The sequence below is a fragment of the Xanthomonas sp. 3075 genome (assembly GCF_014197275.1).
Classification (GTDB): Bacteria; Pseudomonadota; Gammaproteobacteria; order Xanthomonadales; family Xanthomonadaceae; genus Xanthomonas; species Xanthomonas campestris_B.
In genome coordinates this window covers 26036-42425 of record NZ_JACIFI010000018.1, presented here as the reverse complement: position 1 = coordinate 42425, position 16390 = coordinate 26036, and the positions used below count along the sequence as shown (strand labels likewise).

At 69.3% G+C, this 16390-nt stretch carries 1 protein-coding gene (only partly in view); it reads right to left on the bottom strand.

The window, feature by feature from the left end:
- Position 1: 1 nt before the first annotated feature.
- On the bottom strand, positions 2–16390 hold the 3' portion of the coding sequence (locus GGR62_RS16045; protein WP_184408852.1) for a non-ribosomal peptide synthase/polyketide synthase. 21942 nt of this gene lie beyond the right edge of the window; 16389 of the gene's 38331 nt are visible here — the last part of the coding sequence; its start codon lies off the right edge, out of view; the stop codon is at positions 2–4.

Below are 16390 nucleotides of genomic sequence, written 5' to 3'. Positions count from 1 at the left end.
GTCAGGCTCCGGTTTTGGCTTTGGCGAGCAGCGTGTCGGCATCTGTCTGCGCACGCCGTTGCAGGCGGCTGGCGAGCACCTGTTGCGCGAGTTCATGCAGCTGTGGATTGGCGAAGAAGCGATCCAGCGGCATCTCGGCATGCAAGCCGGTGCGCACGCGCGAGGCCAGTTGCATGGCCAGCAGCGAATGCCCGCCGATTTCGAAGAAGTTGTCGTAACGTCCGATGCGCTCGATGCCGAGCAAGTCGCTCCACAGGGCGGCCAGGCGCTCCTCCACCGGGCCCTGCGGGGGCGCGTAGGGGCGCACGCCGAAGGCGTGTTCGTCCGGCGCCGGCAAGGCGTTGCGATCGAGCTTGCCGTTGGGCGTCAGCGGCAGCGCATCCATCGCCACGTACGCCACCGGGCGCATCGCCTCGGGAAGCTGCGCAACCGCATGCGCACGCAGCGCCTCGATCTGCGCCTGGCCGGTCACGTAGGCGATCAGGCGGATGCCGCCTTCTGGCGCCGGATGGGCGACCACGGCCGCCTCGCGCACGCTCTGCGCGTTGCGCAGCACCGCTTCGATTTCGCCCGGTTCGATGCGCACGCCGCGCACCTTGACCTGCTGGTCGTTGCGGCCCACGAAGTCCAGTGTGCGCGCGGATGTCCAGCGGACCAGATCGCCGGTCCGGTACATCCGCTGCCCGGCCTGCGCCACGAATGGATCGGGCACGAAGCGCTCGGCGGTCAATCCGGGGCGGCCCAGGTAGCCGCGGGCCAGGCTGGCGCCAGCCACATGCAGTTCGCCGACCGCACCGAGCGGAACCGGCTGGCCCCAGCAATCCAGCACATAGGCGCGCACGCCGGTGATGGGCATGCCGATGTCGGGCAGGGTGTCGCTGGTTTCGACTGGCCCCGAGGTCGCGACCACCGCGTTTTCGGTCGGGCCGTAGTTGTTGATCAGCTCGAACGGCAGCGGCTGGCGTAGCGGACCAAGCCGATCGCCGCCAGTCAACAGGGTGCGCAGGCCAGCGGGCCACTGCGCCTGTTGCAGCGCCAGTTCGGCCAGCGGCGTCGGCAGGAAGCCGATCTGCACCGTCTGCGCCTGCCACCAGGCGAGCAGCGCCGATGGGTCCGCTGACGCGTCTGCCGGTGCCAGGTGCACGCTGGCGCCATGGCATAGCGCAGGCCACAGCTCCCAGGCGGCAGCGTCGAAGGACAGGCCGGCCACGGCGCTGCAGTGCACGCCCGCTTGCAGGCCGAAGCGTTCGCCATGCCAGCGGACCAGATTGTCCAGTTGCCGGTGTTCGACCATCACGCCTTTGGGACGGCCGCTGGAGCCGGAGGTGTAGATCACATAGGCCAGCGTGGCGTCGGTGACGGTGCTGGCCGCGATCGTCGTCGGCTCGGTTGCGTCGGTCGGCTGCGAGGGGTCGATCGTGAGCACCCGTGCGCTGCGCATCGCACGGCAGCTCGGCAATTGCCCTTCCAGCGCGGCGCAGGTCACCACGGCGCGCGGCCGGCAGTCGTCGAGCATGTAGGCCAGGCGCTCGGGCGGATAGGCCGGATCCAGGGGCACGTAGGCGGCACCAGCCTTCAGCGTGGCCAGCCAGGCGACCACCATCGCGCTGCTGCGGGCCAGGTAAATCGCCACCCGCGTGTCAGGCCCGACGCCCAGTGTCTGCAGTTGCCGGGCCAGCCGCGCTGCCTGGGCGTCCAGCTGTGCGTATGTCAACGACTGCTGGCCTTGCACCAGCGCCAGCGCCAGCGGCGTGCGCTGCGCCTGGGCCTGCACTGCCGCATGCACGCAGCGGGCCGCGATGCTGGCCGGCGCAGCGCCGGCCCCGTGCAGCACGGCGTCGCGTTCGGACGCAGGCAGGATCGGCAGCGTATGCAACGGGGCCTGCGGACGCTGCTCCAGCGCCTGGATCAGGTGCGTCAGCGTGTGCTGCATCAGGTCGCACAGGCGTTCGGCGGGCACGCTCTGGTCCAGGCTCACGTCCAGCGTGAATCCCTCGCCGCCATCGTTGATCGAAAGGGTCAGTGGATAGTTGTTGACGTCGCGTTTGCCCAACGTCTGCACGCCCTCCCAGAACGCCAGCGCGTGTGGCCCGGCGTCGGCCGCCGCCTGCCGGACGGCATCGCGGCTACTGCTGTAGCGGTAGTTCATCAACGCGCAGAACAGCGGATGCGTCGCATCCAGCCCGCTGCAGCGCTGGGCCAGGGCCAGTGGCGCATGCTCGTGTCCGACCAGGGCGGCCAGGCGCGCATGGGTCTGCGCCAGCGCCTGTTCGACCGGCGTGGCGTCGCGGCGCAGCCGCAGTGGCAAGGTGTTGAGGAACATGCCCATGGCGCGGTCGGCACCTGCGCCACCGCGCATGCGGCCGAACAGCACGGTGCCGAACACCACGTCGTCCTGGCCGCTGGCGCTGGCCAGCACCAGCGCGTAGGCGAGGTGGAAGACCGCCGCAGGGCTGATGCCGATCCGCCGCGCATGCCGACGGATCGCCGTTGCCAGTTCGGCGGGGAGCGCTTGTTGCGCAGTGCGCAGCCGCGCCCCATCGCCGTGGATGTCGGTCAGGCCGAACGGCGCGGTGGTCGTGTCGACGTCGCCGAGCGTCTGTGCGAAGAAGCGTGCGTGTTCGGCTTCCGGGACGCCGTTGCTTGTCTCGAAGATGAAGTTGCGGAACGGCACGGGGGCTGGCAGCACATGCGTGCGGGCGCTCAGGTACGCGTCGATTTCCTGCATCGCGATCTGCAGCGTGGTGTGATCCATGACCAGATGGTGATGGGCCAGGTTCAACAGCCAGCACGCCTGCACGGGATCGTAGGCGAGATGCGCCTGCAGCAGCGGCGCCCGCTGCAGGTCGATCCGGTAGTGCCTGGACGACAGGATGGCCTGCAGCGCCGCCGCCACGTCGCTCGCGCCGTCCAGCGCATGCGTATGCACCTGCACCGGCGCATTCCGCCAGACCACCTGGACCGGCTGCGGCAGGCCGTTCCATGCAAAGCCGGTGCGCAGGATGTCGTGGCGCGCGATCACCCAATCCAGTGCAGCCAGGAAACGGTCCAGACGCTCGCGCGTGTCGAACGCCATCAGGCTGGTTTGCAGATACGCGTCGGCACCGGCGTTGGCCAAATGATGGAACAGCATGCCGGTCTGCAGCGGCGCCAGCGGATAGATGTCCTGGACGTTGGCCTCGCCGCCATCCACCGCAACGGTGATGCTGTCGATGTCGGCCTGGGTCAGCTGCAGCAGCGGCAGCAGGTCGGGAGAGAGCCGGGTGCAGTCGGCGGCGATGCGGTTGGGCGGGACGGTCACCTGTCCGCGATGTAGCCGGGCGGCCATGTCCAGCAGCCGCGGGTGGCCGAACAGGGTGCGCACCTCCAGCGTCAGGCCGTGCTGGCGCAGGCGCTCGATCAAGGCGATGGCCAGCAGCGAATGCCCGCCGAGGGCGAAGAAGCTGTCGTGACGGCCGACCTGCTCGACCCCGAGCAGCTCGTTCCACAGGCCGGCCAGCAGGATTTCGCGCTCGCCGTCGGGGGCAGCGTAGGGTTGCGTCGCCAGTGCGTCGGCATCCGGTGCGGGCAGGGCGTGTCGGTCGAGCTTGCCGTTCGCGCTCAGGGGCAGCGCGTCCAGGTGCACGTAGGCGCTGGGCAACATGGCGTCGGGCAGGCGCGCGGCCAGCTGCGTGCGCAGCGTCTCGGCGGCGAGCCCCTCGGCCTCGCCGACCACGTAGGCGACCAGGCGCGGTTCGTTTTGGTTGTCCTGGCGCAGCATCAGGGCCGCATCGCGCACGCCGGCGCAAGCACGCAGTGCGGCTGCGATCTCGCCGAGTTCGATGCGTACCCCGCGCAACTTGACCTGATCGTCGTTGCGGCCGAGATAGTCCAAGGCGCCATCGGCGCGCCAGCGCGCCAGATCGCCGCTGCGGTACATGCGTTGGCCGGGTTGCTCGGCGAACGGATCGGGGACGAAGCGTTCGGCGGTCAGGTCGGGACGACCGAGATAGCCGCGCGCCAGTTGCACGCCAGCGATCTGCAGTTCGCCGGCCACGCCGATCGGGGCCAGCTGGCCCTGCGCATCGAGCACGTGCAGGCGGGTATTGGCGATCGGCCGGCCGATCGGCACGCTGTGGGTGTCGGCGTCGGTGCAGTCCCAGACGCTGACATCCACCGCCGCTTCGGTCGGGCCATACAAGTTGTACAGGCGGGCGTGTGGCAGGCGCTGGCGTACGCCGTGGGCAAGATCCGCAGGCAAGGCTTCGCCGCTGCAGACGATGCGTTGCAGGTTGTGGCATGCGCCTTCGGGCAAGACATTCAGGAAGACCCGCAGCATCGAGGGCACGAAGTGCACGGTGTCGATGCCGGCCTGCTCGATCAGGTCGATCAGATAGGCCGGGTCCTTGTGGCCATCCGGTCGGGCCAGCACCAGGCGCGCGCCGACACGCAGCGGCCAGAACAGTTCCCAGACCGACACGTCGAAGCCGACCGGGGTCTTCTGCAGGACGCGCTGCTCGGGTTGCAACTGCAGGTGCTGCTGCATCCATTGCAGGCGGTTGTCGATGCCTGCATGGGTGTTGATCACGCCCTTGGGCGTGCCGGTGGAGCCGGAGGTGTAGAGGACGTAGGCCGGATGCTGCGGGTGCAACGCGGTCACGATCGGAGCGTGTGCGGGGGCCGCGGTCCACGCAGCGGGTTCGGCATCCAACAGCACGGTGTGCAGCGCGTCGCGTTGCGCCAGCAAGGCGGCAGTGAGGCGATGGGCGAGCAATGCACAGGGCTTGGCATCGGCGAGCATGCCGTCCAGGCGCGCGGGCGGTGCGTCGACGTCCAGCGGCAGGTAGGCGGCGCCGGCCTTGAGGATCGCCAACAGGGCGACGACCAGGTCGATACCGCGCGGCAGGCACACGGCGACCCTGTTTTCCGGCACCACGCCCAAGCCAATCAGATGATGGGCGAGCTGGTTGGAGCGGCTAACGAGGTCGGCATAGCTGAGGGTGCCGTGGTCGTCGGTCACGGCAATGGCGTCGGGCGAGCGCTGCGCCTGCGCTTCGATGGCGCGGTGCAGATAGCCCGTGCCGTCGATATCGGTGACGGTGGCGTTGAAGCCTCGCAACTGCGCGTGCTCGTCGGCCGGCAGCAGCGGCAGTTGCGCGACGCATGCGTGGTCGTCAGCGACCATGCCCTGCAGCAACGTCACGAACTGGGCCAGGTGGCGCTGCATGGTGCTGCGGTCGAACAGCGCGGTGGCGTAGCTCAGGCTGCCGACGATGCGGTCGTCGTGCACTTGCAGGGTGAGTTGCAGATCGAACTTGATCGAGCTCTCGGCAACGACGATCGGCTGCACCGTCAAACCCGGCAACGCGGGGGTGGGCGTCGGCGCGTTCTGCCAGGCGAACATGGCCTGGAACACCGGGTGATGGGCCAGGTCGCGCGCCGGGTTGAGCGCTTCGATGACCTGTTCAAACGGCAGGTCCTGATGCGCCTGTGCGGCCAGCGCGGTGGTGCGCACCTGGCCCAGCAGGTCGCCGAACGAGGGGTTGCCGCGCAGGTCGATCCGCAGCGCCTGGGTGTTGACGAACAGGCCGATCAACGGCTCCAGTTCGCTGCGGGTGCGGTTGGCGATCGGCGTGCCGATGACCACCTGCTCCTGGCCGGCCAGGCGCCCCAGCAGCACGCCCCAGGCGGCCAGCAGAGTCATGAACAGAGTGCTGCCGTGGCGCTGACCAAGGTCCGTCAGTGCGGCGGTGAGGCCGGGATCCAGGGCGATTTGCACATTGTCGCCGCGGTAGTCCTGCGCTGCGGTGCGCGGGCGATCGGTCGGCAGTTCCAGCACGGACGGCGCAGCGTGCAGGTGCTCGACCCAGAACCGGCGCTGGCCCTGCTGCGCCTCGCCGCTGAGCCAGCGGCGTTGCCACACGGCGATATCGGCGTACTGGATCGGCAGCGGCGGCAGCGGATCGGGCTGGTCTTGCACAAAGGCGGCATAGAGCGTGCCCAGTTCGTGCACCAGCACGCCCATCGACCAGCCGTCGGCCACCAGGTGATGCACGGTGAGCAGCAGGACGTGATCCGCATCGGCCAGACGCAGCAGGCGCCCGCGCACGAGCGCGCGATCGGCGCCATCGAACGGGATCGTCGTCTCCTGTTCGGCGTGCTGCTGGATGGCCTCGTCGTACGCGGTATGCCGCGATAGATCGATGTCGGTCAGTGCGAAGCCGATGTCGGCCGTCGCGATATGTTGCACCGCGCTGCCGTCGATCACGTCGATGCGCGTGCGCAGTGGCTCATGCCGGGCGACCAGATGATCGAGTGCGCGGCGCAAGGCCGGGACGTGCAGCGGCCCCTGCAGGCGGATGCGCAGGGGCATCAAATAGGCCAGATGCGCCTGCGGATCGAGCTGGCCGATGAACCACAGCCGTTGTTGGGCAAAGGACAGCGGCAGCGGGCGATCGCGCGGTACCGGAACGATCGCGGGCAGGGTCTGGGCCGTGGCCCCGGCGAGTGCGCTGGCCAGGGCACAAATCCGCGGATGGGCGAAGACATCGGAAAGGTCCAGTTCCACCCCCAGGCGCTCACGCAGCCGCGAGACCAAGCGGACCGCCAGCAGCGAGTGGCCACCGAGGGCGAAGAAGTCGTCGTGGCGACCGACCTGTGCGACCTTGAGCAGCTCGCGCCAGAGCGCGGCGAGCAGGGTTTCCAGTTCGCCTTCGGGCGCGGCATAGACAGTCACGGCCAGTGCGTCGGTGTCCGGCGCAGGCAAGGCGGCACGATCCAGCTTGCCGTTGGGCGTGAGCGGCAACATGTCCAACTGGACGAAGGCCGCGGGGATCATGTGCTCCGGCAGGCGCGTGGCGAGCTGGGCGCGCAGCGCGGTCGGATCTGCGGTCGCGCTGTCGCCGACCAGATAGGCGATCAGCCGTTTGTCTTCGGCGCCATCGGCGACGACCACCGTCTCGCGCACGCCGCAGGCACGCAAGGCGGCCTCGATCTCGCCGGGCTCGATGCGGAAGCCGCGCAGCTTGACCTGATCGTCGTTGCGGCCGAGGAAGTCCAGGGTGCCGTCGGCACGCCAGCAGGCCAGATCGCCGCTGCGGTACATGCGCTGGCCGGGCTGTTCTGCGAACGGATCGGGGACGAAACGCTCGGCGGTCAGGCCCGGCCGCTGCAGATAGCCCTGGGCCAGCTGCGCGCCGGCGATATGCAGCGCACCGGCCACGCCGATCGGCGTTGGTTGGCCATTGTGGTTCAGCACGTAGAGCCGGGTATTGGCCAGCGGTCGGCCAATCGGCACGCGCTGCCGTGGATCGGGTGCGCTGTCCACGGTCAATGCGGTGACGAACTGGGTACTCTCGGTGGGGCCGTAGGTCTGCAGCACGCGCACCGGGCCGTCGGTATCGAGTACCTGTGCCAGCGCATGTGGATCGGCGACATCGCCACCGGTCAACAGCAGGCGCAGGGTGCTCAATGGCGAGGCCATCGACGGTGCATAGGCACGCAGCACACCGGCGACCAGGATCAGCACCGACAGGCATTGCTGTTCCAGCAAGCCACCCAATGCGACCGGATCGCGCATCACCGCTGCCGGCACGACGACGACGGTGGCGCCGTTGAGCAGGCTGCCCCAGACCTCCAGCGTGGCCGAGTCGAAGGCCGGATTGGAGGCGAAGGCGACGCGGTCCTGGGAGTGCAACCGCGCCGGCCCGTCCTGCAGCACAAGGTTGAGGATGGCGCCATGGGACACCGCTACGCCCTTGGGCATGCCGGTGGAGCCGGAGGTGTACATGACGTAGGCCGTGGCCGCGGGCGGCACGGCGATCGCCGGTGGCGTCGCCGTGGTCGCGTCGTCGAGATCGGCCAAGGTAAGGCAAGCAACGCCTACCGGAGCGAGCGTGCCGTCGCGTTCCTGGATCAGCACCGTGGCCTGTGCATCGGCGATCAGCGCGAGCAGGCGCTCGCGCGGATGCGCGCTATCCAGCGGCACATAGGCCGCCGCGCACTTGAGCACGGCCAATTGCGCGACGATCAATTCGATCGAGCGCGGCAGGGCGATAGCTACCTGCGCGCCTGCGTGCAGACCCAGCGCGAGCAAGCGCTGCGCTAGCTGGTTGGCGCGTGCGTCGAGCGCGGCATAACTGACGCACTGCTGGTCGGCGATCACCGCGATGGCATCGGGCGTGCGCTGCGCTTGCGCTTCGAACAGCCGGTGCACCGGCTGCGCCGGCACAGCGACGGTCGGCCCCTTGCCGAACACGGCCAACAGCTGCTGGCGCTGCGGCGCATCCAGCAACGGCAAGCGGCCCACCGGCACGTGGTCGTGCGAGGGCATGGCCCGCAGCAGATGGACGAAGCTGGCGAGGAAGCGCTGCACGGTGCTGCGCTCGAACAGCGCCGTGGCATAGCCGAGCGTGCCGACGATGGCCCCGTCGCGCTCGTGCAGCGACAGCTCCAGATCGAACTTGCTGATCGCAGATGGAGCTTGCACGCTGTGCAGATGCAGATCGGGCAACTCCAGCGCGACGCTGGGGGTGTTCTGCCAGGCGAACATGACCTGGAATAGCGGGTGATGGGCCAGGTTGCGCGCCGGGTTGAGCGCTTCGATCACCTGCTCGAAGGGCACGTCCTGATGCGCCTGTGCGGCCAGTGCGGTGGCGCGCACCTGGCCCAACAGGTCGGCGAACGAGGGTTCGCCACGTAGATCGATGCGCAGCGCCTGGGTGTTGACGAACAGGCCGATCAACGGCTCCAGTTCGCTGCGCGTGCGGTTGGCAACCGGCATCCCGATGACCACCTGCTCCTTGCCGGCCAGACGCGCCAGCAGCACGCCCCAGGTCGCCAGCAGGGTCATGAACAAAGTGCTCCCATGGCGCTGGCTCAGCGCTGTCAGCGCAGCGCTGAGCTCGGCATCGAGCGCGCACGCGACGGTGTCGCCGCGCGCGTCCGGTCGCGCCGGGCGCGGGCGATCGGTGGGCAGTTCCAGCAGCGCCGGCGCGTCCTGCAGGTGGTCGCGCCAGAAGTCGAGCTGGCGCTGCAGCAGCGGCCCATCGAGCCAGCGGCGTTGCCACAGGCTGTAGTCGGCGTACTGGATCGGCAGCGGCGGCAGCGGATCGGGCTGGCCTTGGGCGAAGGCGGCGTAGAGCGTGCCCAGTTCGTGCACCAGCACGCCCATCGACCAGCCGTCGGTCACCAGGTGGTGCAAGGTGACGAGCAGGACATGTTCCTCCTCGCCCAGGCGCAGCAGCTGGCCGCGGACCAGGCTGTCGTGGGCCAGGTCGAAGGGCGTGCGCGTTTCCTGTTCGGCCAGACGCAGCAGCTCGGTCTCGGGCGCTGGATGGCCGCTGAGATCGTGTTCGCGCAAGCGCAGGCCGATCGTGGCGGGGGCGATGATCTGGACCGGGTCGTCCTGGTGCAGGGCGATGCGGGTGCGCAAGCTCTCGTGGCGGGCGACGATGCGGTCCAGTGCCTGACGCAGGGCATGGCGATCCAACGTGCCGTGCAGGCGCAGGCCGTTGGGCATCAGGTAGGCCAGGTCGGCCTGAGGATCGAGCTGCGCCAGGAACCACAGCCGTTGCTGGGCGAAGGACAGCGGCAGCGGTGCGCTGCGCTCGGCCGGCACGATGGCCGGCAAGGTGCTGGCAGCGGCGCTGTCCAGGGCCTGGGCCAGATCGGCCAGGCGCGGCTGCGCGAACAGCGTGGCCAGGGGCAGTTCCAGGCCGATCAAGGCGCGGACGCGCGAGATCAGCCGCACCGCCAGCAGCGAGTGACCGCCGAGGGCGAAGAAGCTGTCGTGGCGGCCGACCTGTGCGACGTCGAGCAGCTCGCTCCACAGTGTGGCGAGCAGGGTTTCCAGTTCGCCTTCGGGGGCGACGTAGGTCTGCGTCGCCAGCGCGTCGGTATCCGGCGCGGGCAAGGCAGCACGATCCAGCTTGCCGTTGGGGGTCAACGGCAGCGCATCCAGTTGCACATAGGCGGCCGGGATCATGTAGTCGGGCAGGCGCGCGGCCAACGCGGCACGCAGCTGCTCGGTGCTCAACGTGTCGTTGCCGACCAGATAGGCGAGCAGGCGGTTGTCGTCGCCGTGCGCGTGCACCACGACCGCCGCCTCGCGCACGCCGTCGCATCCACGCAGCACCGCTTCGATCTCGCCCGGTTCGATGCGGAAGCCGCGCAGCTTGATCTGCTGGTCGCTGCGGCCGAGGTACTCCAGATTGCCGTCGGCGCACCAGCGCGCCAGATCGCCGCTGCGGTACATGCGCTGGCCGGGTTGCTCGGCGAACGGATCGGGGACGAAGCGTTCGGCGGTCAGATCGGGCCGGCCCAGATAGCCGCGCGCCAGCTGCGGGCCGGCGATGCACAGCTCGCCGACCACGCCCAACGGCAGCAACTGCCGATGCGCGTCGAGCACCTGCATCCGGGTATTGGACAAGGGCCGCCCCAGCGGCATGACAGTGCCGGGTTCGGTGCCGAGGACCGGGTGCGCGCTGGCCCAGATGGTGGTCTCGGTGGGACCGTACAGATTCCACAGCCGGCCGCCGCCCGCTTGCAGGCGTTGGGCCAGATCCTGCGGCAAGGCTTCGCCGCCGCAGAGTAGGCGCAAGCTCGGCGCGCTCTGCCAACCGGCATTCAGCAGCATCTGCCAGAACGTCGGGGTCGCTTGCAGCACCGAAATGCGCTGTTCGGCCAGCAGCTGCATCCACTGCGCCGGTTCCTGGATCTGCGCTGCAGCGATGACGACGCAGGCGCCATGGATCAGCGGTGCGAACAGTTCCAGGGCGGCGATGTCGAAGCAGATGGTGGTGACGGCCAGCAGGCGGTCCTGCGGCGACAGTGGCAGCTGGGCGTGCAGGGCGGCGAGGAAGTTGACCAGGGCGTGATGGGAGATCACCACCCCCTTGGGTTGGCCAGTGGAACCGGAGGTGTAGATGACGTAGGCCGGGTGCTGCGGATGCCATGCGGCCACGGCGGGAGCGTGGGTGGGAGACGATGCCCACAACGCCGCGTCGGCGTCCGTCAGCACACGCTGCAGATCCTCGCGTGGTGCCAGCTGCACGGCGATCTGGCGCTGCGCGAGCAGGACCTGCGCGCGTGCGGCGACAAGCATGTCGTCCAGACGCGCGGGCGGTGCGTTGATGTCCAGCGGCAGATAGGCCGCGCCGGTCTTGAGGATCGCCAGCAAGGCCACGATCAGGTCGATGCCGCGTGGCAGGCACACGGCCACGACGCTTTCCGGCCCCACGCCCAGCGCCACCAGATGATGGGCGAGTTGGTTGGCACGGGCATCGAGTGCGGCATAGCGCACGCACTGCTGGTCGGCGACCATGGCGATGGCATCGGGCGTGCGCTGCGCCTGCGCTTCGAACAGCTGGTGCACTGGCTGCGCGGGCACCGTGGTGATCGCGCCCATGCCGACTTCAGCCAACAGCTGTTGCCGCTGCGGCGCATCCAGCCAGGACAGTTGCCAGACGTTGATGTCTTCCGAGCGTGTCAGCGCATGCAGCAGCTGATCGAAGCAGTGCCACCAGCGTTGGATGGTGGCCGCATCGAACAGGGCGGTGGCATAGCGCAGGCTGCCGACGATGCACGCGCCGTCTTCCTGCAGCGTCAGCTCCAGATCGAACTTGCTGACGGGAGATGGGCGTTGCACGCTGTGCAGGCGCAGATCGGGCAGCTCCAGCGCGACGCTGGGGGTGTTCTGCCAGCCGAACATGACCTGGAACAGCGGATGGTGGGCCAGGTTGCGCGCCGGGTTGAGCGCTTCGATCACCTGCTCGAAGGGAATGTCCTGATGCGCCTGTGCGGCCAGCGCGGTGGCGCGCACCTGGCCCAACAGGTCGGCGAACGAGGGCTGGCCCCGCAGGTCGATCCGCAGCGCCTGGGTGTTGACGAACAGGCCGATCAACGGCTCCAGTTCGCTGCGGGTGCGGTTGGCGACCGGGGTGCCGATGACCACCTGCTGCTGGCCGGCCAGACGCGCCAGCAGCACGCCCCAGGCGGCCAGCAGGGTCATGAACAAAGTGCTGCCGTGGCGCTGGCTCAGCGCTGTCAGCGCGGCGCTGAGCTCGGCGTCGAGCGCGAACGCGAGCGTGTCGCCGCCGGCGTCCTGTCGCGCCGGGCGCGGGCGGTCGGTCGGCAGTTCCAGCAGCGCCGGGGCGTCTTGCAGGTGCTCGACCCAGAAGTCGCGCTGGCGTCGCAGCACTTCGCCGCCGATCCAGCGGCGCTGCCATACGGCGATATCGGCGTACTGCAGTTGCAGCGGCGGCAGCGGATCGGGCTGGCCTTGGGCGAAGGCGGTGTAGAGGGTGCTCAGTTCACGCACCAGCACGGTCATGGACCAGCCATCGCAGACCAGGTGATGCAGGGTGATCAACAGCAGATGGTCGTCATCGGCCAGACGCAGCAAGCGGCCGCGTGCCAAGGTGGCGTGAGCCGGATCGAAGGCCGTCAGCGTTTCTTGTTCGGCGTGGCGTTGGACCTGTGCTTCCGGATCGGGAGAGCCACCGAGATCGTGTTCGGACAGCGGGAAGCCGACACTGTCGGCGTCGATGATCTGTACCGGTTCGTCGTTGTGCAGGGCGATACGGGTGCGCAAGGTCTCGTGCCGGGCGACGATGCGGTCCAAGGCCTGGCGCAGGGCCTGGCGATCGAGCGGGCCGTGCAGACGCAGGCCGTTGGGCATCAGGTAGGCCAGGTCGGCCTGGGCGTCGAGCTGGGCCAGGAACCACAGACGGTGTTGGGCGAAGGACAGCGGCAGTGGTCGGGTGCGGTCGGCCGGCACGATGGCCGGCAAGGTGCTGGCGGCGCTGCTCTCCACGGCCAGTGCCAGATCGGCCAGGCGCGGCTTCGCGAACAGCGTCGCCAATGGCAGTTCCAGTCCTAGAGCGCTGCGCAGACGCGAGATCAGCCGCACCGCCAGCAGCGAGTGACCGCCCAGGGCGAAGAAGTTGTCGTGGCGGCCGACCTGTGCGACGTCGAGCAACTCGCGCCAGAGCGCGGCGAGCAGGGTTTCCAGCGCGCCGTCGGGGGCGGCGTAGCGCTGTGCGGCGAGCGCGTTGGCGTCGGGCGCCGGCAGGGCGCCGCGGTCGAGTTTGCCGTTGGGCGTCAGCGGCAAGGTGTCGAGCCAGACATAGGCGGTCGGCAGCATCACCTCCGGCAGGCGATCGGCCAACTGGCTGCGCAGGCTGTCGGCGCTGTGCGCGTCGATGGCGCCGATCAGATAGGCGACCAGACGCGGCTCGCCCGGATTGTCTTCGCGCAGCAGCACGGCGGCGTCCACGACGCCGGCACACGCACGCAGCGCGGCGGCGATTTCTCCGAGTTCGATGCGGAAGCCGCGCAGCTTGAGCTGATCGTCGTTGCGGCCGAGATACTCGAGTGTGCCGTCGGCGCGCCAGCAAGCCATGTCGCCGCTGCGGTACATGCGCGCACCGGGCTGCTCGGCGAACGGATCGGGCACGAAGCATTCGGCGCTCAGGTCCGGGCGCCCGAGATAGCCGCGGGCCAGCTGCGGGCCGGCGATATGCAGGTGTCCGGCCACGCCGATCGGCGCCGGCTGGCCGTGGGGATCGAGGACGTAGATGCGCAGATGGGCGATCGGCCGGCCGATCGGCACGCGGCCATGCGCGGCGTGAGCGTCGCCGGCAGTGGCTTCATGCACCACGCAGCCGACCACGGTCTCGGTGGGGCCGTATTCGTTGATCAGGCGGGTATGCGGCGCCAACGTTTGCCAACGCGCCAAGGTGGCCGCGGACAGAGCTTCGCCACCGATCACCATCATCGCCGGGCTGAGCGGTTCCTGGTGCTCGGCCAACTGCTGACCGAGCACTTCCAGATGCGCCGGGGTGAGTTTGACCAGGCCCAGCGGGGTGGGATCGCACAGGCGTTGCCGCAGCGCATCGAGGGTGTCGTGTTCGGGCAGCAGTTCGACCTGGGCGCCGCATAGCAGCGGGGCGAGCAGGCTGGTCAGGGTGGCGTCGAAGGACAAGGAGGAGGACACCAGCGCGCTGGGTTGCGGCCGATAGGTCTGCACGGCCCATTGCAGGTAGTGCGTGGCACTGGCGTGCGTGAGCAAGGTGCCCTTGGGCTGGCCGCTGGAGCCGGAGGTGTAGATGACGTAGGCCAGGTTGTCCGGGCACAGGCCGGGGACTGACGCTGCAGCGGCATCGTGCAGTGCCAGTTCGGTTTCCGAGCCCGCATCGGCCTGCAGATCCAGGCGCAATACGCGGCTGTCGGGCATGCCGTGCGTGGCCTGCAAGCGCGCGCCCAGGTCGGTGCGCGTCAGCACCGCCCGCGGACGGCTGTCGGCAAGCATGAACGCGAGCCGCTCGCGGGGCAGCTCCGGATCCAGCGGCAGATAGGCGGCACCGGCCTTGAGCGTGGCCAGGACCGCGACGACCTGGTCGATGCTGCGCGGCAGGTACACGGCGACCCGGCTCTCCAGGCCGACACCCGCGCTGCGGAGCCGAAGCGCCAGCCGGTTGGCGCGTGCTTCCAGTTCGGCATAGCGCAGCGTGTAGGTGCCTTCGCGCAGGGCGATGGCCTCGGGCGTGCGGCGCACCTGCGCTTCGAACAGGTGATGGATGCACGTGGCCGCTGCGCACGGCGCGGTCTCGGTGACGGTGAAGCGCTGCAACTGCGCGCGTTCGTCGGCGGGCAGCAGCGGCAGCTGCGCGACGGGGGCCTGTGCATCGGCCGCCACCATGCCGGCGAGCAGCTGCACGAACTGCGCCCGGTGACGCTCGATGGTGCGGCGGTCGAACAGGGCGCTGGCATAGCTCAGGCTGCCGGCGATGCGGGCATCGACCTCTTTCAGGGACAGGTCCAGATCGAACTTGATGGTGGGTAAGGCCGACCCGATGCCCTCGGCGACCAGTCCAGGCAGGTCGATGCTGCGTTCGGGGGTGTTCTGCCAGGCGAACATGACCTGGAACACCGGCGGGTGGGCCAGGTTGCGCGGTGGGTTGAGCGCTTCGATGACCTGCTCGAAGGGCAGGTCCTGGTGGTGCTGTGCGGCCAGGGCGGTGGTGCGAACCTGGTCCAGCAGTTCGGTGACCGAGGGATCGGCGCGCAGGTCGACGCACAAGGCCTGGGTGTTGACGAACAGGCCGATCAGCGGCTCGACCTCGCTGCGATGACGGTTGGCCACCGGGGTGCCGATGACCACCCGCTCCTGGCCGGACAGGCGCGCGAGGAGCACGCCCCAGGCCGCGAGCAGGGTCATGAACAGCGTGGTGCCGTGCCGCTGGCTGAGGGTTTTGAGTGCCGCCGTCAGCGGCGCTTCCAGCGCGATGGCCAGCGTGTCGCCGCGGGCGTCCTGCAGCGCTGGCCGTGGCCGGTCGGTGGGCAGGTCCAGCAGGGTCGGGGCGCCCTGCAGATGCGCGACCCAGAAGTCGCGCTGGCGCTGCAGGATCTCGCCGGTGATCCATCGGCGTTGCCACACGGCGATGTCGGCGTACTGCAGCGCCAGCGGCGACAGCGGATCGGTCAGGCCGTGCGCGAAGGCGGCGTAGAGGGTGCTCAGTTCGCGCACCAGCAGTCCCATCGACCAGCCATCGCAGACCAGGTGGTGCAAGGTGACGAGCAGGACATGGTCGTCGTCGGCCAGGCGCAGTAATTGGCCGCGTGCCAGGGTGTCGTGGGCCAGGTCGAAGGGCGTTAGCGTTTCTTCTTCGACGTGGCGTTGGATCTGTGCTTCCGGATCGGGAGAGCGACTGAGATCGTGTTCGGACAGCGGGAAACCGACGCTGTCGGCGTCGATGCGTTGCACCGGTTCGTCGTGGTGCAGGACGATGCGGGTGCGCAAGGTCTCGTGGCGGGCGACGATACGATCCAGGGCCCGGCGCACGGCGTCGCGATCGAGGTGACCGCGCAGGCGCAGGGCACTGGGCATCAGGTAGGCCAGATCGGCCTGGGCGTCGAGCTGGGCCAGGAACCACAGACGGTGTTGGGCGAAGGACAGCGGCAGCGGCACGTTTCGGTCGGCCGGCACGATGGCCGGCAAGGTGCTGGCGGCGGCGTTGTTCAGAGCCGCCGCCAGTCCGGCCAGGTTTGGCTGGGCGAACAGCGCGGCCAGGGACAGTTCCAGGGCGAGGCTGCTGCGGATGCGCGAGATCAGGCGCACCGCAAGCAAGGAGTGCCCGCCGAGGGCGAAGAAGTCGTCGTGGCGACCGACGCGTTCGACGCCGAGCAGCTCGCGCCACAGATCGGCCAGCAGGGTTTCCAACTCGCCGTTGGGTGCCTCGTAGCCCTGTAAGGCGAGCGCGTCGGCGTCCGGCGCCGGCAGGGCTCGACGATCGAGCTTGCCGTTGGCGGTCAGTGGCAGGGCATCGAGCGTGACGTAAGCGGTGGGCAGCATGTACTCCGGCAGGTGCGCGGCCAGCTGGGTGCGCAGCGTTTCGGCGGCCAGATGCCC